This is a genomic window from Acinetobacter corruptisaponis, from assembly GCF_030053775.1.
In the GTDB taxonomy this organism is placed as follows: Bacteria; Pseudomonadota; Gammaproteobacteria; order Pseudomonadales; family Moraxellaceae; genus Acinetobacter; species Acinetobacter corruptisaponis.
This window is the reverse complement of record NZ_CP125669.1, coordinates 1,655,115-1,676,338: the sequence shown is the minus strand read 5'-3', so window position 1 is coordinate 1,676,338 and position 21,224 is coordinate 1,655,115. Positions and strand designations below refer to the sequence as shown.

The window sequence follows — 21,224 nt, the reverse complement described above, 5'->3', positions numbered from 1 at the left end:
AAAAAGTCGTGCTGAGGCACGACGATCTTATGATTAAAGGTTGTTTAAAGTGCCTTCAGGCAATACTGAAATGACACTGGCACGCTGGATTTTGACTTCTACGCCACGAGAAAGCTCAACAACGGCAAAGTCACCATCAAGTTTGGTAATTCTCCCCATCAAACCACCAGCAAACACGATTTCACTACCAACACCCAGACTTTCGATCAAAGAACGATGTTCTTTGGCGCGTTTCGCCTGTGGTCTCCAGATCAGGAAATAGAAGATCGCGATAAACACCGCAATCATCAATAAGTTTGCCATCAGGCTAGGACCTTGCTGGGCCGCTGGTGCAGCGTGAGCAGTAGAAATTAAAAAGCTCATTTCGATTTCCTAAAGTTAAAAAGCCAAAAAATTAACAATAAATTCCAATTCGTTTTGCAATGTACCCTGTCTTGCGGTCAGGCGCAAATCTTGATGCATTTACTTCACATCAGTCCTCAGGGCAGGGTGGAACTTCCAGTCCTCGACGCGCATAAAAGTCCTGAACATAGTCATCAAATGTGCCATTATCCAGTGCATCACGTATGCCCTGTGTCAGGCGCTGGTAGTAACGTAGGTTATGGATGGTGCCAAGCATGGAGGCCAGCATCTCACCGCACTTCTCTAAATGATATAAATAGGCACGGGTGAAGTTTTTACAAGTGTAGCAGTCACAATGTGGGTCTAAAGGCCCTTTATCATGGCGATATTTACTGTTACGGATTCTGACCAGACCATCGGTGACAAAATAATGGCCATTACGTGCGTTACGGGTTGGCATCACGCAGTCGAACATATCCACGCCACGGCGAACTGCTTCCACGATATCTTCAGGTTTACCTACACCCATTAAATAGCGAGGTTTGTCATGTGGCATTTTGTTGGGTAAATAATCCAGTACCTTGATCATTTCATCTTTCGGTTCACCCACCGATAAACCACCAATCGCATAGCCATCAAAACCGACCTCTAACAGGCCATTGAGTGACTCATCACGCAGGTCTTCGTACATCCCACCCTGAATAATGCCGAATAAGGCATTTTTATTCTTTAGCTCATCATGGTGATGGGTTTTACAACGTTTCGCCCAGCGTAAGGAAAGCTGCAATGATTTTTGCGCTTCTTCATGCGTTGCTGGGTAAGGGGTACACTCATCAAAGATCATCACGATGTCTGAGTTGAGTACACTTTGAATCTCCATTGAAATTTCTGGAGACAGGAACACTTTCGAACCGTCGATAGGTGAACGGAATGTTACACCTTCTTCTTTGATTTTCCGCATCGCGCCCAAGCTAAAGACCTGAAAACCACCTGAATCAGTCAAAATCGGTTTATCCCAGCGAATAAACTCATGTAGACCGCCATGCTCTTTAATGACTTCCAAGCCTGGGCGTAAATATAAATGGAACGTATTGCCCAAAATAATTTGTGCCTGAATTTCTTCAATATCACGAGGTAACATGCCTTTCACTGTACCGTAAGTACCTACAGGCATAAACACAGGGGTTTCCACCACACCATGTTCTAAGGTGAGTCGACCACGACGGGCACGCCCCGACTGGCCTAATTTTTCAAATTGCATGACACTATCCTGAGCAAGATCGAAGCACTGCTTTGAGCGCAGCGCAAGGCGAAAAAACAGTTCGCTGATCAAAAGCGGGTATTTTCCTTGATTATGGCGTGTAGTTCTACTACTAAATGTAGCGAGGGATAAAATAAAAAAGTTTTCTGTATGAAGTGGCTGAATATTGGTTGGTGATGTGTGGAAAAGTCCCCCCTTTGAAAAAGCATAGGTATCTACAATCTGTAACCCCCTCCTAGCCTCCCCCTTGAAAAGGTGGAGGAACACCATTTAAATCAATTCTTTATAGGATTCGTGGGAAGTCTCCCCCTGATAAGGGGGAGATTTAGAGGGGGTAAAATTAGAACTTGATGATCCTGCTTTGAAAAAGGGGGACTGAGGGGAATTCTAAAAATTCGGCTTATAGTCAAAATTTTCCGTTGCAAGGTTGTCCTTGAATGGACGAATACTCTTTTTAGATAAGGTTAGGGTGTTGATCAGGTTGTTCGGAAACACCTCAATCTGGTTATTAAACAACTCAACATTACGGTTAAAGATAGTAATTGCCGCACCGACATTTTCATTTTGTTCCTGAATGTCATCCATCATTTTGCTATACAGCGCATCGGCTTTGAGTTCAGGATAGTTCTCAACCACGACATTCAGGCTGCGAATCAGTTCCTTGCTCATTTTTTCAATGTGCTGTAACTGGGAAATATCCGTGTCATTCACATTTAAATTGAGAATCTGTTGACGTAGCTCAGTGACTTTTTCCAATGTCGATTTTTCAAACTGGGTGTATTGGGCAAGTGTTGCCTCTAAGGCTTCTAGCGTTTTGACTTTTTGACGTTCAAAATTTGCAACTTCAGACCAAGCACGTTTGGTGGCATTAAAATAACGCACGATGTTGTTTCGTGTATAAACACCCCACACGATGATCACAACAAAAATTCCCAGGAAGATCAGTAAACCTGTCATCGCCATTCCCCTTATTGTTATTCCCCCATCAATTTCCTTTTCTTTAAAAAGGACTAGGGGGATTTATTGAATTAAGTTGAGCATCAATTGCTGAAACTTTTGATATTGCGGCATGGTCATGGTACGTAAATGACCACGTAATGCGGGAATATCATGAATTTCACTACGTTTACTGGCGGTTTGGAAAAGATTTTGTTCGCCCACGTAACACAATATTTGCTCTTCATGATGATAAATTAAATCACCTGTAAAATGTTCAAAAAAATCATGCAATTTTAATGTCATACTAGGGCCAACTTCCTTGGCGAGCTGATGCTGGTCAAGACCGAAAATTTTAAGTTTCTGGTTGATTAAAATATCGCTGCTTTGCCATGAGCTGGTATAGGGTGCAAAAAAACGTGAACGCTGATTGCTCACCGCGACACCCAATGCAGGCATTTGAAAGATAAAAGCGCCCCATAAGTCCTTGTGAATTTCTTTTACGATTTTTTTCTCATTGTTTTCCTGAAAAATTGGCATTTCACTGATGTAGTGATATTGAAAAAGCAGAACTTGATGTTCTGTTATGCCATCATTCCATGTGGTAGACGCATATTGCGTAATTTCATTTGATTCAGTGCCACGATTAAACAGGGGAAAGTATTGCTTTAACCTGCTCATTACCAAGAGGGGTTGTGCCTGTATTGGCAGGTAGGCAGGCAACTGTTGAAACTGTAAATCATAACGCAATACAGTCATGCGCTGTTCCAGATAATTGATGACCTGTGTCAATGGTTCTTTGGGTTCATAGAGTAAATAGGCTAAAAAGCCTGTCAAAAAAGCCCCCAGAAAACTCCAGATAAACTGGATGTGGGGATGAAGAAAATAGCCAAAAATGAGTGTACTAATACTGGTAATTGCCAATAGATAGGGCAGTACATTAAAAAAGCGTAAACCATGATCCTCACGCCAAGGATGCAACGCATCCAGCAATTCTTGATCGTTATGTGATTTTTGCCCGATCTCCCAAAGTCGGGCAATATTGCGAAAAACCTGGGCATTTTTTTTACGTCTTATATGTAGGGCTTCTTGGACGGTGTCGATCGGCATGGAGAGGATCAATTCATTGTAATAAGGCTAAGATCGTTTAATTATGCTTTAACTTTCATAAACTAAGAAGTGTCATGTGAATCTAATTGTTTTTTTATCCCAAAATAAATTTCCTATCATTCAATTTATTTTTATGAGGCAATAGGCTAAACCTTGATTTAGCCTATCTTTATATTTTTTAAATTTCTAGTTTATCAACCAGCATCGCATCGCCATAACTAAAGAAACGATAGCGCTGTTCAACAGCATGTTGATAGGCCGCTAAAATATTCTCTCGATTGGACAGAGCCGAAACCAGCATCAGCAAGGTCGATTCTGGTAAATGGAAATTGGTGATCAAACGATCTACGATACAGAACTGATAACCTGGATAAATAAAGATTTGTGTATCACCTGTCCAGGCTGCAATCTGACCGTGATTGGCTTGCGCTGCACTTTCCAGCGCACGGGTTGCGGTTGTACCCACAGCAATGACTTTATTGCCACGCGCCTTGGTTTCCAAAATCAGGTCAATGGTTGCCTGTGGTACGTCACACCATTCACTGTGCATAATGTGGTTGCTAATATCTGTGGTACGCACAGGCATAAATGTACCAGCACCGACATGCAGGGTCACAAAGGTTTTTTGAATACCTTTGGCTGCCAATTTTTCCAATAGGCCTTGGTCGAAATGCAGGCTTGCTGTTGGGGCTGCTACACTGGCAATTTTTTCAGGGTCGTGAAATACCGTTTGATAACGTTCGGTATCAATTTCTTCAGCTTCACGGTTGAAATAAGGAGGGATCGGCAACTGACCATATTGATCAAGCACAGATAAAATTGGTTGTGAAAACTCAACGATAAACAGGTTTTCATGGCGACCGTGTACTGTCACAGGAATGGCATCTTCACCAATATATAGTTCTGCACCAGCCTTGGGTGAGTTGCTTGACTTAATGTGGCAGTGACCTGTGTGGGCATCCAACATCCGTTCAACCAGCACTTCAATTGCACCGCCTGTGGCACGCTTTCCTTTTAAACGTGCTTTCATGACCTTGGTGTCATTCAACACCAATAAATCACCATCTTCCAGTAAGTCCAGAATATCGGTAAAGGCATGATCATGATAATGACCCTGCACATCAATATGCAGTAGGCGTGAAGCGCTACGGCTTTCTAGTGGATAACGTGCAATTAGTTCATCAGGAAGGTCAAACGAAAAGTCAGAGAGTTTCATATTGTTCGGGGCCACATATGAAAAAACCCCAAACTTTTAATGCTAGTTTGGGGTTTTTTGAATCTTGGTCCCGAGGGTCGGACTCGAACCGACACGTCATCTCTGACAGCGGATTTTGAGTCCGCCGCGTCTACCAATTTCACCACCTCGGGAAGAGTGCGATGCTTTGTGTTGCGTATAATACCCTGTTTAAAACAGTTGTCAATCATGCCTGCTGATCAGTTGTTTAGTTTTAGAGCAATTTATAGATTTTTTATGTATTTTTATAAAAATGTTCAGAAACAGCGAAGTTGCTTGTTTTATAAGCAGAAATAAAATTTTGTTGAAAAATCACGTTTTGTTGCGAATTGATCGAATCAACAATTGCCTTTTATGTTAAAGTTTGTTAATAGTGGGTGATGATTTTCTCATTTTTTTTAAATAAAACCTACATACATGTCATAACGATAATATTCGAGAGGCGAGCATGGCGATTCAACTATTAGAATTACATCAGGCTGATAAGTTAAGTGCTTGTAAAATTTCTCTTTCTTTAGGTGTAACTTCAGAACAAAACTTACTTGAGCAATTTTTGCAGTTTAACCGAAACCTGATGCAGGCCAATACCGCATTGCTTGTTTTCCATCAGGAACCTTATCTTTGGCATCGTTGCCCTGAAAAATTAAAAGTGATTGATTCTTCAAAAATTATCAAGAGCTTAAATACCTTATTTGTGAATGATGACCTGATTGACTGTAAACATCCACAATATTCAACACTGCTGGCTTTTCTCGCTTCACTTAAGCGAAAAGCACAAACTGCAATCGCCCTGCAACTCAGACATCCCAATCAGACTGCCTTGGGCTATGTGATTTTATTCGATGAAGTGGCTCAGGAATTTACTGACTTACAAAAACAATTGTTGCAGGCCCATTGTGTCAATTTCATGCAGCAACTGGAATTGAAGTTTAACCATGACGAATTAAAGGAATTATACCAACAGGAAGCGGCGCTTAATTTTAGTAAAACCAAGTTCTTCTCCATTATTTCCCACGACCTCCGTGCGCCATTTCATGGCTTGCTGGGTTTTTCCGAGATTCTGGCAAAAGAGCGTGACACACTGGATGAGGCAAGTGTCCAGAATATTGCAGACTATCTTTATGATACTGCCCAGTCGACCTATAACCTGCTGGAAAGTCTGTTAAATTGGTCAATGGCCGAGGGTGGACGCTTTAGTGCTTACCCTATTGAATTTAAGTTAAGACAGGTGACCACCATTGTCACGGATATTTTAAGGACACTTGCAGTCAAGAAAAATATAAACCTGATCAATGATGTGCCAGAACATATCAAGGCGTATGCTGATATGAATATGGTTACTTCCCTGATTCAGAATTTGGTGTCCAATGCCTTGAAATTTACCGATATAGATGGTTTAGGCGTGGTGTCGATTCGCGCGGAAGAGCAGGGTCGCCATGTTGCCATTTATATTCAGGATACGGGTTTGGGTATGACAGATGAGCAAATGGCAGAGTTGTTCCATCCTCGCCTAACCGTCAGTTTAAAAGGTACAGCGGGTGAAAAGGGTGCAGGCTTAGGCCTGACCTTGTGCAAGCGTTTTGTCGATTTAAATCATGGCGAAATTAGCGTCAGCTCGAAAGAGGGTGAGGGAACCACTTTTAAGGTGCTGTTGCCAGCCGCAAGTGAGCACATGGATGTATGCGTTGAACAACCTAAAACCAAGGCAAAATTAGCCTAAAGAGATTTTAAAGATAAGCTCGTAACTGATATAAATGATCTGAGATGACATGACATTAGTCGAGCTTTTTTATATGAATGTGGAACAGCGACAAAAAACCTTGGTTGCAAGCCAATATGCTGAGCAAGTTTTAAATTTATACCAGACACAATTAGAACAAGACTACTTGGAAGATCAATTTCTTGATTCGCTTTCAACTGAAAGTATCCACCAGAAAGTCCAGCATGCTGTCATAGATTTAACTGATGAGCAGGCCTGGATGAAAGCCTTGCGTGTTCTACGTGCCAGGCTGATGTTTCGCTGGATTTGGCAGGATGCCAATCAACTCACCAATGTCGTTACCCTGACCCGTGAACTTTCTGATTTTGCCGATGCCTGTATCTGTGCAGCCAAGGCATTTGCACTTGTTCCCCTGATTATTAAACATGGCGAACCGATAGGCTATTCAGGTCAGGTTCAGGACTTGATTGTGATTGGCATGGGTAAATTAGGCGCGCAGGAACTGAATCTTTCCAGTGACATTGACCTGATATTTGCCTTTGATGAACAGGGTGAAACCAATGGGCGTAAATGTATTGATGTGCAGCAGTTCTGCATTCTCTGGGGACAAAAGCTGATTTACCTGCTGGATCATATTAGTGCGGATGGTTTTGTATTCCGTGTTGATATGCGACTGCGTCCCTGGGGTGATGGTTCCGCCTTGGCAATTAGCCATACGGGACTGGAAAAATATTTAAGCCAGCATGGACGTGAATGGGAACGTTATGCCTGGATCAAGGCACGGGTGATTACAGGTGGCAAGGCAGGCGCTGAACTGATGGAAATGGCGCGTCCATTTGTTTTCCGCCGTTATGTGGATTATTCCGCATTTGCTGCGATGCGTGAAATGAAAGCCATGATCGAACGTGAGGTGATGCGCCGTAATATTGAGGATGATATTAAACTCGGTGCTGGCGGCATTCGTGAAATTGAGTTTATCGTCCAAGTATTTCAACTGATTTATGGTGGCTCGAAACGTGAGTTGCAGGACCGTCAATGTCTGGTCAATTTACATCATCTCGGTGAAGCTGAATTATTGGATCAGCAAGCGGTGATTGATCTTGAAGATGCCTACCTGTTTTTAAGAAGGGTTGAGCATGCCATTCAGGCACTCAATGACCAGCAAACCCAGTCTCTGCCAAATGAACCCGAGTTAAGGCAGCGCATGATTGAGACTTTGGGCTTTGCAGATTGGCAAGCCTTTCTTGATGTGCTGAACCAGAAGCGTGACAAGGTGAAGATTCAGTTCAAGAAACTGATTCAGGAACAGGAATTTTCTGCACCGATTGATGATTTTTCACAGTTGGAACAACGCCTCAATACTGTACTGGATAATGATGCCACAAACCTGATTCAGAACTTCTGGCATGGGCAGGCTTTACGCAAAATTCCAGCCAGTGCCCTGGAACGTTTAAAGAAATTCTGGCCGCATTTGATCGAGGCAATCTTACAGTCACCGCAACCACAAGTCGCCTTGTTGCGTTTGATGCCATTGGTGGAGTCAGTGCTGCGCCGTACCGTGTATTTGGTGATGTTGATGGAAAGCCGTGGTGCCTTGCAGCGACTGGTCAAAATGGCAACCGTCAGTCCGTGGATTTGTGAGGAACTGGCGCAATATCCAGTGTTGCTGGATGAGTTTTTGTCGATGGATTTTGGCTTGCCGCAACGCAAGGATTTGGAGGATTCATTGCGTCAGCAATTACTGCGTATTGAGATTGATCAGGTTGAAGACCAGATGCGGGTATTGCGGCTATTCAAAAAGAGCAATGTATTGACTGTCGCTGCCAGTGATGTACTGGCTGAAAGTCCACTCATGAAAGTTTCCGATGCCTTAACTGATATTGCGGAAGTCAGCGTTCAGGCAACTTTAAATTTAGCCTATCAGGCGGTTGTGGAACGGCATGGCTATCCTGTCGGAATCAATGGTCAGCGCTGTCGTCTCGATGCCAAAGGCTTTGCGGTGATTGGTTATGGCAAGCTGGGTGGGATTGAGCTGGGCTATGGTTCTGACCTTGATCTGGTGTTTATCCATGCCCTTGAGGAACAAAGTGAAACTGATGGCAAGAAAAGCATTAGTGGTGCCGAGTTCGCCATTCGGGTGGCACAAAAGTTTATGTCCCTGATGACCACGCAAACGCTGGATGGACGGGTTTATGAAATTGATACACGTCTCAGACCATCGGGTGAGGCAGGGATGCTGGTGACCAGCCTGAAAGCCTATGAACACTATCAGCAAAAAAGCGCATGGTTATGGGAACATCAGGCACTGGTTCGGGCACGTTCAATCGCGGGTGATACCGATTTATGCCAGCAGTTTGAACAGATTCGTTGTCAGATTCTGACCCAAGTCCGTGATGAAGATGAAGTTCGTCAGGAAGTGCTGAAAATGCGTCAAAAAATGAAAGATCACTTGGGTTCATCGACAGAGCAAAAAAAACATGGGATTTTTCATTTAAAACAGGACTCAGGTGGTATCGTTGACATCGAATTTATGGCACAGTATGCAGTGCTTGCATGGAGTGGGACGAATCCAGATCTCGCCCATTTTTCCGACAATGTAAGAATTCTAGAAGATGCTGCTAAAGCAGGCTGCTTATCCAGTGAAGATGCCACAGCACTTATACACGCTTATCTCCGTGAACGAGCTGAGAGCCACCGTCTAGCGCTTGCAAATCAATCTATGCAAGTCAATGCTGCGGATTGGCACGATACCCGAGAGATCGTTTGCAAGTTATGGCAAAGGTTAATTGATCCAACTGCGACAGCATTGGAAAGTGAATGATTGTGTAAAAATTTGGAGTATGTGCCATGAATTTGGCTGATCGTGATGGTTTTATTTGGCAAGATGGAAAATTGGTTGATTGGCGTGATGCGAAAATCCACGTCTTAACCCATACACTGCACTACAGTATGGGTGTTTTTGAAGGTGTCCGTGCTTATGAAACCCCAAATGGTACTGCAATCTTCCGTTTACAAGACCATACCAAGCGCTTGTTAAATTCAGCAAAAATTTATCAAATGAATGTTCCATTTGATCAAGCGACATTGGAACAGGCACAAATTGACGTTGTACGTGAAAATAAATTGGCATCTTGCTACTTGCGTCCATTGATCTGGATTGGTTCTGAGAAGCTGGGAATTGCCGCGACTGACAATACCATCCATGCTGCGGTTGCCGCGTGGGGCTGGGGCGCATACCTTGGTGAAGAGGCAATGGCACGTGGTATTCGTGTTAAAACCTCATCATTTACCCATCACCATCCAAATGTGACCATGTGTAAGGCAAAAGCCTGCGGTAACTATACGGTGTCAATCCTGGCACATCAGGAAGTGGCGCGTTCAGGTTATGACGAAGCCATGTTGCTTGATCCGCAAGGCTTTGTATGTCAGGGTGCAGGTGAGAACGTATTCCTGATCAAGGATGGCGTGTTACATACGCCTGACTTGGCTGGTGGGGCGCTTGAGGGCATTACCCGTCAAACCGTGATTACCATTGCCAAAGACCTTGGCTATGAAGTGATCGAACGCCGCATCACCCGTGATGAGTTCTACATTGCTGATGAAGCATTCTTTACAGGTACAGCAGCGGAAGTGACACCAATTCGTGAATATGATGACCGTGAAATCGGTTGTGGTTCACGTGGTCCGATCACCACTGTGATCCAGAAGACGTTCTTTGATGCGGTTCAAGGCCGTAATGAGAAATATGCAGATTGGCTGACTTATGTGAAGTAAGCTCAAATGCTTGAAAAAGCGAAGCCTAGGCTTCGCTTTTTTTATTGCCGAATTGTCAATAGACTGCAATCAAAGCATCATCAATCTTTCATTTAACTGAACTAAGTTGTCTCTAAACCGAATTAAAAAATAGAGCGACAATGAAAATTACGGTGGTTGGAGCAGGCTATGTGGGCCTATCAAATGCATTATTATTTTCAAGACAACACGATGTCACTGTGCTTGATATTGACCAGGCTAGAGTGAAAAATATTAACCAGCGAATTTCACCGATCAGTGATTCCTGTATTCAAAACTATTTATCTGAATCTAACCTTGATGCGACCTGTGATAAGGCGCTGGCTTATCAACATGCCAAGCTGATCATTATCGCAACGCCAACCAACTATAATCCTGAAACCAATTATTTTGACACCTCAAGCATAGAAAGCGTGCTTGCTGATATTCAGGCAATCAATCCCAAGGCTTTGATCATACTCAAATCTACCATTCCAGTTGGCTATACCGCTGAGTTATGTAAGCGCCTAGGTCTAAAGAACTTGATCTTTTCTCCTGAGTTTCTGAGGGAGGGGCAGGCGCTACAGGATAATTTATATCCATCACGAATCGTTGTAGGGGAAAAGTCAAAGCGGGCTGAAAAAATAGCCAAGCTTTATCTTAAGGCAAGCATTAAAAAAGATGCGGTGATTCTATGTGTGGATTCGACAGAAGCCGAGGCGATTAAACTATTTTCCAATACTTACTTAGCCATGCGTGTTGCTTTCTTTAATGAACTGGATACCTATTGCTTAAAAAACAGGTTAAGTGCTTTGGACATTGTTACGGGTGTGGGTTTGGATCAACGCATTGGTGATCACTATAACAACCCATCTTTCGGTTATGGAGGTTATTGCCTGCCAAAAGATACCAAGCAGTTGCTCGCCAATTATCATGAAACACCACAAGAGTTGATTTCAGCCATTATCCGATCCAACCAAACCCGCAAGCAGGCAATTATTGATGATATTTTAAGTCGAGACGTATCCTGTGTTGGTATCTACAGACTCACCATGAAAGCCGATTCTGATAATTTTAGGGAGTCTGCGATACATGATGTGTTGCAAGGACTGGCTGATCAGGGAGTTAAAATTGTTATTTATGAACCGACTCTGGATGTGAGTAAATATCTAGGTCATCCTGTTGAATTTAGCCTACAAAAGTTTAAATCATTGTCTGATCTCATCATTGTCAATCGGATGGTGCCTATGTTCAGTGATGTGATGGAAAAGATCTATACCAGAGACTTGTTTGGGGTGAATTAGCCTAATTTTGTATAAAGATTAGCTTTGTGATTCTCTTTACTTGACGAATTAATAATAAAAAAGTTGATGAGGTCTATGCTAAGATAACTCAACATTCGGTGTATATGATTGAACACAATTGCATGTTAAAACCGCAAAGTGGCACATCGTATCTCAAGCATTAAGGTTATCAAATGGCAGATATTCAACAAGATTCGGCAACTCATGAAGACAATATTATTTTGTGCATGAAATGGGGAACCAAGTACGGTGCAGAATATGTCAACCGTTTGTATAACATGGTGAAACGCCATCTGACCTTGCCATTTAAAATGGTGTGTTTGACTGATCGTACAGAGGGAATTGACCCCAATGTACAATGCTTCCCAATCCCACCTTTAGATTTGCCAGCAGGTGCACCTGAACGTGGCTGGAACAAGCTTTCAACCTTTGAACCAGATTTATATGGCTTAAAAGGGAATGCGCTGTTTCTCGACCTTGATGTTGTGATTATTGATAATATTGACTGCTTCTTTCAGGAAAAAGGAGAATTCCTGATTATTCATGACTGGAAACGTCCTTGGCGCATCACAGGCAATAGCTCAGTCTACCGTTTTAAATTGGGTGCTTTCCCTGAAATCTTGCCTTATTTCCGTGAGCATTTTGATGAAATCCGTCAGAAATTCCGTAATGAACAGGCATATTTATCCTGGTTTGTTCATAAAGAGGGAAAATTAAGCTATTGGAATGATGCTTGGTGTAAGAGCTATAAATATCATTGCCTGCAAAAAATTCCATTGGCGTATTTTAAGCCACCTGTAAAACCTAAAGATGCCAAAATTATTGTTTTTCATGGCGAAATTAATCCACCTGATGCTGTCAATGGTGGCGGTGGGAAATGGTATCGTTATGTTTTGCCTTCGGATTGGATTAAAGACGCTTGGCAGTAATCCCTAGAATGAGTTAATCAGGTTGTTAAAATGCCACCACGGAAAAAATCCAGATTTGAACAATGGTTTTCTTTTAGTCGTCATCAACGTCGTTTTGGTGCAGACCAGGTCTATGCAGCTTTAGGGAATGTGGATATTCAGCAGCTAAAAACCAATATTATTTCAGGCGATCAAGTTGAATACACCTATGGTTCGGATAAAGATTTAAACATTCATATTCAGAATCTACGTCAGGAGTTTGTGGGACAACCTGAATTAAGCCATTATCATGCAAGTTTAATTGTTTTAATCCGCCGTGATATTGATGCACAACGAAATTTTAATAAATTCAAGGCACTCTGGCTAGCTGAACGTGATTTCTTACTTGAGTATCTCAATATCCGCTGGCTAATTTCTGCGTGTGATACCTTTATTGACTATGATGAAGATATGACATTGCAGGCGATTTTAATGAATGCAATTGTGCTGATGAATACCATAAAGGCACAGGAGACAGAAGCAATCTTATGCGATCTCCAGTATCAGGAAAATGAAAGTATTAAACATACCCTACAAAATGAACGTGTAGCATTGTTTGACGGAACGTCGGCTTTAGCTGTAGGTACAGATGATACTTTCAGGAATATGCGTTGGCGTCTGGACAAGGTGTGTGGTCATCATGAACTTGGTCAAATTGTGATTGAGATTTTTGATCGTGTGCAAAATGAAGAAAATAATAATGTATATTCACGTGCAAGAAAACGTCATACCCGTGAACGTACCAGATGGTGGTAAATTATGAAAATATTGATTATTAATTTACCTGCATCAATAGAGCGTTTACATTTTCAACAGAAACAATTTTCCAAATTGGGACTAGTCTTTGAAATCTTACCTGCGGTTTCGATTATCAATATCTCAGAACAGCAATATCAACAACAGGCTTTTGGTTGGCAACGCCCTTTACGAAAAGTGGAATTGGCTTGTTTTCTAAGCCATAAAACCGCTTGGGAAAAAGTGGTTGAGCTTAATCAACCCTGTCTTATTTTAGAAGATGATGCGGTATTGGCAAAAAATAGCCGTGAGGTATTGGAAAATATTGAACAACAGCAATTGCCTGATGTTGATTTGATTAATCTGGAAGTTCGCAGTCGCAAGAAAATTATTAGCAAACAACCTAAAGTTCGTTTATTAAATGGACAGTTTAAGCTGTTTGAGCTTTATCAGGAACGTACAGGTACGGGAGGATATATGATCTACCCTTCTGGAGCAAAAAAATTATTAACACGTTTACAAAATGTGAGCACTGCACCAGCAGATGCTTTCATTTTTAGTGATTATTCATTAAATAGTTTACAAATTGAACCAGCCCTATTGATTCAGGAAGATCAGATGGTTGCATATGGATTAACAGATCAGTTGCAGCTTGATTCAATTATTGGTCGTTCAGAACATCATAAACCTGTATATCGCAATTTATCTGAGAAAATCTTATTTAAGCAGAGACGTTTAATGGGACAATTGGCAATGGCAATTCGCTATATACAAGTGATGCCAAAAGCGGAAAAACGTTTTATTGCCTTGAATAAGACAGATTTTGACTGGGTCAAATAAATGAAAAAGAAAATCGTATTGGCAATATTTACATTACAGGGAAATGGAGCAGAGCGATTTGCATTAACACTGGCAAAAGGTTTGGTTGATGCTGGACATGAAGCACATATTGTTTATTTTAAAAATATTATAGATTTGCCTATACCTGAAAATATCCAGCTTCATTTTTTTGATTATCAGAAATACCGTGCAATTCCAAAGTTTATGCGGACAGGTTTTGCAGCACGGGCATTTGATAAGTTTGTGCTAAAAAATATTGGGATACCTGATCTAGTACTCTCAAATCTATATCCTGTAGATTTTGTCTTGGCACATAGTCAATTACCAAATGTTCATCTGGTCATTCATAATACCACCAGTCAGGAATATGCAAAGCAACTCACACCCCAATTTATTGAACAGTTAAAAAAGACCTATTTAGCTAAGCCTAGTATAGGTGTAAGTGAGGGGGTTACACGGGATTTTAGGCAGTTATTTGGTGAAAAGAGCCAGATCAAAACCATTTATAATCCAATTGATGTGGATACAATATTACAAACAGCCAATGAATTTATCCCTGAATATCAGGATTATATTGTACATGTTGGAAAGTTTAAGCAGCAAAAACGTCATGATATTCTGATTAAGGCTTATGCCAAAGCAAATGTACTACAGAAACTTGTGCTGGTTGGTACAGGTGAATTGATGGAAACTTCAAAACAATTAGTAAAAGAATTGAATATCGAAGATAAAGTTATTTTTGCTGGGTTTCAAAAGAATCCTTATCCATTTATTAAACATGCAAAATTAATGGTATTGTCTTCTGATTTTGAGGGCTTGGGACTGGTTATTTTGGAAGCTGTGGTTTTGGGAACTCCTGTGATTAGTACAGATTGTCCATCAGGGCCAAGTGAAATTCTTCCCTCAATTAATTTAGTTCAAGTTGGCGATAGTGATCTTTTAGGTAAGAAAATTCAGGATGCTCTTTCACAAAGTGAAAATTTTAAAATAAATTTGCAAAAGCAATTTTTTACTGACGTAGCGGTGAAAAGCTATGTATCTCTCATTACACACTAGGTAAAAATGAAATGATGAAAGTATTCTTGGTCAATTTGGATAAACGACCAGACCGATTAGCGTTTGTCAGTAAACAGTTGGATGAGTTAGGGATTCCATTTGAGCGTTTTGCAGCAATTGATGGCTCAAAACTGACGATGGAGACACAAACATTATTTGATGTTCCTAAATTTATTCTTGAGCAGAAGAAAAAACCATCAGTTGGGGAAGTCGGCTGTGCTATGTCCCATCGGGCAATTTGGCAAAAAATTTTAGACGAACAGCTTGATTATGCATTAATACTTGAAGATGATATCCAAATTGATTTTGCGCTAAAAAAATTATTAAACTCAAAAGATTTTTATACTCATTTTGATTTTTTAAACATATCCTCTAGTGATCCTTATAATATGGATAATGAAATTTTAAACCAATTAATTTCAAAAAATATTTTAGTTAGAGATCAAGCAGTAAATGAAAAGGATCTATGGTCAAGACTGGAAACAATTAAAAACTGGAAGATTTATTGTTTACGAAATTTTTCTTCAGATTTAGGTATTGTTGGTTGTGAATGTGATCCAGCGCCAGCACTAACAAGTGGTTATATTATTTCAAGTAAAGCTGCTGAGCATTTTTTAAAGGCTAGTGAAAAGATGTTTTGCCCTATAGATAAAGTATGGCGTTATGCTTCTGGACAATTAAAGCAGGGTTTTTTAGCATCCCCATTAATTTTACAATCTTTAAATGATTCTAATATTGCTGGAAGAGATAATGTTCTTAATTTGAGTACAATACAGAGGATCCAGCGTTTATTCCTTAAAAATAAGAGATTAAAACGTAAAGCTGATGTCAAAATAATGTATAAAAAATCTTGGTAATGTCACTTAAATTTTGTGAAACATTGATTATGAATAGGGCTTTAGATTAAATATCTATATTTGGGGAATATGCTTGTATATGAAAACATTAGTAGTAGTCCGATGTGGAGACAATTCATTACATCCAGAGTGGGTTAATGAATCATCCAACTTTGATGTAGTATTAAGTTATTTTGGTAATGATATACAATATAATTTAGACCATATCAAATTTGTGCATAATTTTAAAGGATCTAAATGGCAAGGTTTGTATGATTTTTTTCTAAATTATCCTGATCTCTGGCAAGAATATGATTATATATGGCTTCCTGATGATGATTTAAGTACAACTGCTGAGAATTTAAATATTTTCTTTGATTTATGTCATCAATATCAATTTATATTGGCTCAGCCAGCTTTAACAAAAAATAGCTATTTTACTTTTGGCCTATTATTACAAGTAAGTAATTTTATTTATAGGGAAACAAACTTTGTTGAAGTTATGGCGCCTTGCTTTTCTAAGGAAGCTTTCAAAAAAGTTTGGCAAACATTTTCTGAGAATAAATCAGGTTGGGGATTGGATGCATTATGGCCTGTTATGCTAGAGAATAATGGAAAAATTGGTATTATTGATGCAGCACCAGTATTCCATACTCGACCTGTCGGTGTTGCTGGACATGGTTTAGGAAGTAATCAAGAGTCACCTTATTTGGAAAAAAATAATTTATTAAAGAAATATAAAATAGTAATAAAAAATGGTTGTTTCTCTGGATTATTAGAGAATAATCAATATATTCAAAATAAAAAACAATTGTTTGATGAAATTGTGAAAGGGGTTGCCCCTTTACGTTTAAAAGATATAGATTCATTTAACAAGGTTTACAATGAAGTTTTTTATCCAGAAAAATCACCTTATATTAGACCTCGATGGAAAAAAATTTTAGGAGTTAAATAAGGCAATGAAAAAAATATTATGTGTTGGGGCTGGTTTTTCTTGTGCTGTTATTGCCCGTGAGCTTGCAGAAAAGGGCCATGTTATAACAGTAATTGACCAACGTTCGCATGTGGCTGGAAATTGTCATACTCAACGTGATGATGAAACTGGAATTATGTTGCATGTATATGGCCCACATATCTTTCATACCGATAATCAAGAAGTATGGGATTATGTTAACAAATATGGTGAATTCGAACCTTTTGTAAATCGTGTCAAAGCTGTAAGTAAAGGTAGTGTATACAGCCTGCCTATTAATTTACATACAATTAATCAATTTTTTAATAAGCAATTTAATCCAAAACAAGCTCAGGAGTGGATTGAAAAACAGGCTGATTTATCGATAGAGGAGCCTGTAACTTTTGAAGAGCAAGCAATGCGCTTCATTGGTAAGGATTTATATCATGCTTTTTTTTATGGCTATACTAAAAAGCAATGGGGACTTGAACCTAAAGAACTTCCAGCCAGTATTTTAAAAAGATTACCTGTTCGATTTAATTATGATGATAATTATTTTTCTCACCGTTTTCAGGGAATGCCGAGTAAGGGCTATACTAAAATTGTAGAAAATATTCTCAATCATAAAAATATTACAGTTGATTTAAATACCTGTTTTGATAAGTCAATGGTCAGTCAATATGATCATGTAATCTGGTCGGCACCCTTAGATTCATGGTTTGATTATCAATATGGCCGTTTAGGATACCGTACTTTAGATTTTGAGAAAGTAACAGATGAGGGTGATTTTCAAGGGAATGCGGTAATTAATTACTGTGACCAAGAAATTCCATTTACTAGAATTTCTGAGCATAAGCATTTTTCACCTTGGGAACATCATGAGAAAACTGTTTATTATAAAGAATTTAGTCGGTTATGTGCGGAGAATGATATTCCATATTACCCAATTCGTTTAATTAATGATAAGGACTTATTGGTGAAATATGTTGAGTTGGCTCAGCAGGAAAATGATGTAACTTTCGTGGGACGTTTAGGAACTTATCGTTACTTGGATATGGATATTACAATTGCTGAAGCGTTAGTAACTGCTAAAAAATTATCAGAATCTTTTGAATTAAATCAAAAAGTTCAAAGCTTTTATTATGATCCTATTTAATTGTGGAACTACAGTAACTCACTTTAAAATCTACAATTATATTGGTACTTCTTACAAAAATATCATTTAATGATTGTTAAATCTAACAATCTTTAAAAATTTAGATTTTGTAATTGTAAAAAATTTTACTTTTAAATTTTATTATGAAGAATTTATTTAATTTAGATTTAATAGAATGAGATAAATTTTGAATAGTGAAATTTATGAAATTTAATGTAACCCCAGTTACGGATAAGCCAAAGAATTAACCACATGAATTTGAGGCTTATTCTTCTGACAAAGCTGATAAGCACATAAAGAGGAAAATACACCTGATAAGAAACCCGCAATTGAACGATGTTTTCCTGTGACCAAATGGTATTTTTCTTTCAGTAAACCTATTAACGTTTCAATTCTTTTTCGTTGACGTAAGTGAAATTCATCAGAAAATGGTAATAGCATAACTTTCATATTCTTTCTAGGATAGGTAATTAAATCAATGCCTTGCTCTTTAAGAGTTTCTTTTAGTGCTTGGCTGATATATCCCCGATCACCATAGACTCTTGCTGATAATCCATCAACTAGTTTTTCTACCTTTCTAATATCAGCAATATGTCCATTCGAGATATCTGAATTTACAATCTCCCCTTGATGATTCATCAACAGGTGTAATTTACAACCATAAAACCACCCCATAGAACTTTTACCACGAGAAGCAATATCATCTAAAGCATGATGTTCTTTAGGAATTCTTTTATTTTTACATACAGGCAAAGGTGTCGAATCAATCCATAGATATGAATCTTCCTTATGCTGATTTAACGCATAATGCAAAGCATGAATCGCAAGCTGATGTTGATTGATAAGAGTAAGTATATTTTTATAACAAGGTAACTCTTTAAACAACCTGCTTTCATATTGACATAGAAGTTGGAAAAAAGCTTTAAAGTTATGCATTTGAGAAGCTTTATAGCAAATGGAGATCGTCACAATTTCAGACAAGGAGAGTGTGGCTTGTCGGATACGTTGACGTTTCTTCTCCTGTTTGAGGAATTGCCAATAGATAGGTTCAAACTTTTTGAAAAAATCATCAACACTACAAAAAATTTCTGTAAAATCGTACATGGTAGTTAGAGCTTTTAGGTTGTGTCGTAACTTTCTAAATTGTTCTAACTACTTTTTTTTCAAGTCAATTTCTTATCCGTAATTCAGGTTAATGTAATGTCGGGGTGTTTGTGAATAGGTTTCTTTATTGGGGTGTAGTAGACTCTTTTATTATTTCTAAAAGATCTTATATGAAATACTTTAAATATATTTTACGATTCTTTATCAATTGGCGGGAAAGTTATATTTGGGTTGCCTATTTAAACTCAACACCACAATTGATAAAATGGAAAGAAAATTATAAAGAAGATTTATATCTTAAATTACAGAGTGCTTATCTTAGTAATAATTTTGATAATCAGCAAAAGATAAAGAATTTAAAGGCACATTATGATTGGTTTTTTAGTCAGATTGATGAAAGCCATTCTATGCAAACAGAGATTAATTTGTGGAAGTATATCTTGGAGAGTGAGAATAAAGATGAACTTTGTTTATCCCTTTTATTTAAATCATATTTTTGTAAAGAAGGTGAAAGCAGCCTTATTTTAAGATTAAATGATAGCATACAATATATTTTAACTTTTTCTTATATATCCCTAAATGGAAAACCTGCTTTCTTTATTGGTGGATTACAAGGAGGAAGGCAAGAGGACACAAATCCTGAACTGATTAAGCAGTTGACGAAAAATCTTTATGGTTTACGCCCTAAACAACTAATGTTACATGGGTGATCTGTGCTTTGTGATTTTTATAATGTAAAGCAGGTGGTTGGAGTGTCTAATGAAAATCATTTTTTTAAAAGTAGCCGTCGGGCGAAGAACCGTGAACGAGTTAAAACCAACTTAAATGAATTCTGGCTAGAATTCGACGCAGAATTGGATGAATGGAATAATTTTATTTTTAGACCTTTAAGTAATCAAATTAATCTGGAAGAAATACCCTCTAAAAAACGTAGTCAATACCGAAAAAGACAGCTTATTCTTGATCAATTAGTTGAGCAGGGTATTATGCAATTAGAGAATCTGAAATATCCAAAAAATTTAGTTTATAAGAAAATTTAAAAGCTTGTTTTTCGATATAAATCTTCTTTATTAGAGGCCCCCCTAAAACGTTTATATCCCCACATATATTCCGCAGGGAAGCGGTTGATCATCTGTTCAACTGCTTTATTGAGTGCGGTTGTTGCCCTTTCAATATCTCTGTCATAAAGTTCAGGATCATTCAGCTCATCACAGTACACATCAAAACCCTCACCATCTTCACGGCGGAAGCAACTTAAACCCACTAAACGACATTGGGTTTTTTGTGCCATTTTGCTGGCGAGGGTGCTGGTCAGGCAAGGAATGCCAAAAAAAGGAACCACTACACCGCCAGAGGGTTGTGGAACATGATCAGGTAGAATTACGCTGAAGCCCCCTTGTTTCAGGTTTTTAAACAGTGCTTTTACCCCATTGGCATCAGTAGGAACCAGTGTTGCATTGAGCCGTTGACGTGCATGTAAGGCAAAGGCATTAAAACCACTATCTTTCATGGGTTTATACATAATGGTTGGGGTGCCATATTGATGTACCCATGCGTTCATCATTTCCCATGTGCCTAGATGTGGCGTAATAATCAGTGCACCTTTCGGTTCTTTTAGCGCATCCGTAAGGACTTCCAGATGATGCACAGTATGAATTTGCTGGATACTCCATTCAGGTGGCATTGCCCAGCATTTTCCAGACTCAATATAACTTAGGCATTGTTTGGTGACGCTTTCCCGCGCCAATTGTTCTTTTTGTTCTGGGCTAAGTTCTGGATAGGCGAGACCAATATTGACTCGAGTTTTCCATAGCATACTTTTATTAGGATTTTGATTGATAAAGTAGGCTGCCACTTTGGCGATACTACGCAAAAATGCTAAAGGTAAAATACGAAGTAGGGTAATGTAAAACGACATGA

18 protein-coding genes, 1 tRNA gene and 1 pseudogene are annotated in these 21,224 nt (G+C 39.1%); 12 read left to right on the top strand and 8 right to left on the bottom strand.

The window, feature by feature from the left end; genetic code table 11:
* Positions 1–33: 33 nt before the first annotated feature.
* The 6 genes from yajC to QLH32_RS07945 all read right to left on the bottom strand — a co-directional run bounded on the left by yajC (position 34) and on the right by QLH32_RS07945 (position 5,017).
* The gene (gene yajC, locus QLH32_RS07970) at positions 34–363 is read right to left on the bottom strand and encodes a preprotein translocase subunit YajC (protein WP_004675516.1); all 330 of its coding nucleotides are present in this window, start codon (positions 361–363) and stop codon (positions 34–36) included.
* Between the two features lie 109 nt (positions 364–472).
* The gene (gene tgt, locus QLH32_RS07965; RefSeq protein ID WP_283269037.1) at positions 473–1,603 is read right to left on the bottom strand and encodes a tRNA guanosine(34) transglycosylase Tgt; all 1,131 of its coding nucleotides are present in this window, start codon (positions 1,601–1,603) and stop codon (positions 473–475) included.
* Positions 1,604–1,990: 387 nt separating this feature from the next.
* A complete protein-coding gene (locus QLH32_RS07960) occupies positions 1,991–2,560 on the bottom strand; it encodes a LemA family protein (protein WP_283269036.1) in 570 nt (189 codons plus the stop codon).
* A gap of 63 nt (positions 2,561–2,623) precedes the next feature.
* Positions 2,624–3,649: a hypothetical protein gene (locus QLH32_RS07955; protein ID WP_283269035.1), complete on the bottom strand. Its 1,026-nt coding sequence runs from the start codon at positions 3,647–3,649 to the stop codon at positions 2,624–2,626.
* A gap of 178 nt (positions 3,650–3,827) precedes the next feature.
* Entirely contained in the window at positions 3,828–4,865 is a 1,038-nt protein-coding gene (queA, locus tag QLH32_RS07950) for a tRNA preQ1(34) S-adenosylmethionine ribosyltransferase-isomerase QueA (RefSeq protein WP_283269034.1), read from the bottom strand.
* Positions 4,866–4,930: 65 nt separating this feature from the next.
* Positions 4,931–5,017 (bottom strand) — tRNA-Leu (locus tag QLH32_RS07945).
* A gap of 314 nt (positions 5,018–5,331) precedes the next feature.
* Here QLH32_RS07945 and QLH32_RS07940 point away from each other — a divergent pair.
* The 11 genes from QLH32_RS07940 (at position 5,332) to glf (ending at position 18,200) form a co-directional block, all read left to right on the top strand.
* Positions 5,332–6,603 (top strand): sensor histidine kinase, encoded by a 1,272-nt coding sequence (locus tag QLH32_RS07940; protein ID WP_283269032.1) that lies wholly within the window; start codon positions 5,332–5,334, stop codon positions 6,601–6,603.
* Between the two features lie 73 nt (positions 6,604–6,676).
* On the top strand, positions 6,677–9,424 hold the full coding sequence (gene glnE, locus QLH32_RS07935) for a bifunctional [glutamate--ammonia ligase]-adenylyl-L-tyrosine phosphorylase/[glutamate--ammonia-ligase] adenylyltransferase (protein WP_283269031.1): 2,748 nt from the start codon (positions 6,677–6,679) through the stop codon (positions 9,422–9,424).
* Between the two features lie 26 nt (positions 9,425–9,450).
* Complete coding sequence (locus QLH32_RS07930) at positions 9,451–10,377, top strand: branched-chain amino acid transaminase (RefSeq protein ID WP_004675528.1); 927 nt, start codon at positions 9,451–9,453, stop codon at positions 10,375–10,377.
* A 140-nt stretch (positions 10,378–10,517) separates the two neighbouring features.
* Positions 10,518–11,678 (top strand): nucleotide sugar dehydrogenase, encoded by a 1,161-nt coding sequence (locus tag QLH32_RS07925; RefSeq protein WP_283269028.1) that lies wholly within the window; start codon positions 10,518–10,520, stop codon positions 11,676–11,678.
* A gap of 173 nt (positions 11,679–11,851) precedes the next feature.
* A complete protein-coding gene (locus QLH32_RS07920; protein WP_283269027.1) occupies positions 11,852–12,607 on the top strand; it encodes a glycosyltransferase in 756 nt (251 codons plus the stop codon).
* Positions 12,608–12,637: 30 nt separating this feature from the next.
* Positions 12,638–13,381, top strand: coding sequence for a hypothetical protein (locus tag QLH32_RS07915; RefSeq protein WP_283269026.1), 744 nt, complete (start codon positions 12,638–12,640; stop codon positions 13,379–13,381).
* Between the two features lie 3 nt (positions 13,382–13,384).
* Positions 13,385–14,200: a glycosyltransferase family 25 protein gene (locus QLH32_RS07910; RefSeq protein ID WP_283269024.1), complete on the top strand. Its 816-nt coding sequence runs from the start codon at positions 13,385–13,387 to the stop codon at positions 14,198–14,200.
* Positions 14,201–15,256: a glycosyltransferase gene (locus tag QLH32_RS07905; RefSeq protein WP_283269021.1), complete on the top strand. Its 1,056-nt coding sequence runs from the start codon at positions 14,201–14,203 to the stop codon at positions 15,254–15,256.
* Positions 15,257–15,267: 11 nt separating this feature from the next.
* Positions 15,268–16,113: a glycosyltransferase family 25 protein gene (locus tag QLH32_RS07900; RefSeq protein ID WP_283269020.1), complete on the top strand. Its 846-nt coding sequence runs from the start codon at positions 15,268–15,270 to the stop codon at positions 16,111–16,113.
* A gap of 79 nt (positions 16,114–16,192) precedes the next feature.
* Complete coding sequence (locus tag QLH32_RS07895; RefSeq protein ID WP_283269018.1) at positions 16,193–17,047, top strand: DUF707 domain-containing protein; 855 nt, start codon at positions 16,193–16,195, stop codon at positions 17,045–17,047.
* A gap of 4 nt (positions 17,048–17,051) precedes the next feature.
* On the top strand, positions 17,052–18,200 hold the full coding sequence (gene glf / locus QLH32_RS07890) for a UDP-galactopyranose mutase (protein WP_283269017.1): 1,149 nt from the start codon (positions 17,052–17,054) through the stop codon (positions 18,198–18,200).
* 225 nt (positions 18,201–18,425) lie between these two features.
* Here glf and QLH32_RS07885 read toward each other — a convergent pair whose 3' ends face one another.
* A complete protein-coding gene (locus QLH32_RS07885; protein ID WP_283268303.1) occupies positions 18,426–19,304 on the bottom strand; it encodes an IS982 family transposase in 879 nt (292 codons plus the stop codon).
* 170 nt (positions 19,305–19,474) lie between these two features.
* On the opposite strand from QLH32_RS07885, the pseudogene QLH32_RS07880 reads away from it, so the two are divergent.
* A pseudogene (locus QLH32_RS07880) lies at positions 19,475–20,344 on the top strand (VirK/YbjX family protein).
* Here QLH32_RS07880 and QLH32_RS07875 read toward each other — a convergent pair.
* Complete coding sequence (locus QLH32_RS07875) at positions 20,341–21,222, bottom strand: lysophospholipid acyltransferase family protein (RefSeq protein ID WP_283269016.1); 882 nt, start codon at positions 21,220–21,222, stop codon at positions 20,341–20,343. The pseudogene QLH32_RS07880 and the gene QLH32_RS07875 overlap by 4 nt on opposite strands.
* Between the last annotated feature and the right edge of the window lie 2 nt (positions 21,223–21,224).

What these genes read in the sequence shown, in the direction of transcription:
- glnE (WP_283269031.1), top strand. Translation starts at nt 6,677, where the DNA reads ATGAATGTGGAACAGCGACAAAAAACCTTGGTTGCAAGCCAATATGCT.
- QLH32_RS07885 (WP_283268303.1), bottom strand. Translation starts at nt 19,304, where the DNA reads ATGTACGATTTTACAGAAATTTTTTGTAGTGTTGATGATTTTTTCAAA.
- QLH32_RS07875 (WP_283269016.1), bottom strand. Translation starts at nt 21,222, where the DNA reads ATGTCGTTTTACATTACCCTACTTCGTATTTTACCTTTAGCATTTTTG.
- QLH32_RS07905 (WP_283269021.1), top strand. Translation starts at nt 14,201, where the DNA reads ATGAAAAAGAAAATCGTATTGGCAATATTTACATTACAGGGAAATGGA.
- QLH32_RS07955 (WP_283269035.1), bottom strand. Translation starts at nt 3,649, where the DNA reads ATGCCGATCGACACCGTCCAAGAAGCCCTACATATAAGACGTAAAAAA.
- QLH32_RS07910 (WP_283269024.1), top strand. Translation starts at nt 13,385, where the DNA reads ATGAAAATATTGATTATTAATTTACCTGCATCAATAGAGCGTTTACAT.
- yajC (WP_004675516.1), bottom strand. Translation starts at nt 363, where the DNA reads ATGAGCTTTTTAATTTCTACTGCTCACGCTGCACCAGCGGCCCAGCAA.
- QLH32_RS07940 (WP_283269032.1), top strand. Translation starts at nt 5,332, where the DNA reads ATGGCGATTCAACTATTAGAATTACATCAGGCTGATAAGTTAAGTGCT.
- glf (WP_283269017.1), top strand. Translation starts at nt 17,052, where the DNA reads ATGAAAAAAATATTATGTGTTGGGGCTGGTTTTTCTTGTGCTGTTATT.
- QLH32_RS07960 (WP_283269036.1), bottom strand. Translation starts at nt 2,560, where the DNA reads ATGACAGGTTTACTGATCTTCCTGGGAATTTTTGTTGTGATCATCGTG.
- tgt (WP_283269037.1), bottom strand. Translation starts at nt 1,603, where the DNA reads ATGCAATTTGAAAAATTAGGCCAGTCGGGGCGTGCCCGTCGTGGTCGA.
- QLH32_RS07930 (WP_004675528.1), top strand. Translation starts at nt 9,451, where the DNA reads ATGAATTTGGCTGATCGTGATGGTTTTATTTGGCAAGATGGAAAATTG.
- QLH32_RS07900 (WP_283269020.1), top strand. Translation starts at nt 15,268, where the DNA reads ATGATGAAAGTATTCTTGGTCAATTTGGATAAACGACCAGACCGATTA.
- QLH32_RS07915 (WP_283269026.1), top strand. Translation starts at nt 12,638, where the DNA reads ATGCCACCACGGAAAAAATCCAGATTTGAACAATGGTTTTCTTTTAGT.
- QLH32_RS07895 (WP_283269018.1), top strand. Translation starts at nt 16,193, where the DNA reads ATGAAAACATTAGTAGTAGTCCGATGTGGAGACAATTCATTACATCCA.
- QLH32_RS07920 (WP_283269027.1), top strand. Translation starts at nt 11,852, where the DNA reads ATGGCAGATATTCAACAAGATTCGGCAACTCATGAAGACAATATTATT.
- queA (WP_283269034.1), bottom strand. Translation starts at nt 4,865, where the DNA reads ATGAAACTCTCTGACTTTTCGTTTGACCTTCCTGATGAACTAATTGCA.
- QLH32_RS07925 (WP_283269028.1), top strand. Translation starts at nt 10,518, where the DNA reads ATGAAAATTACGGTGGTTGGAGCAGGCTATGTGGGCCTATCAAATGCA.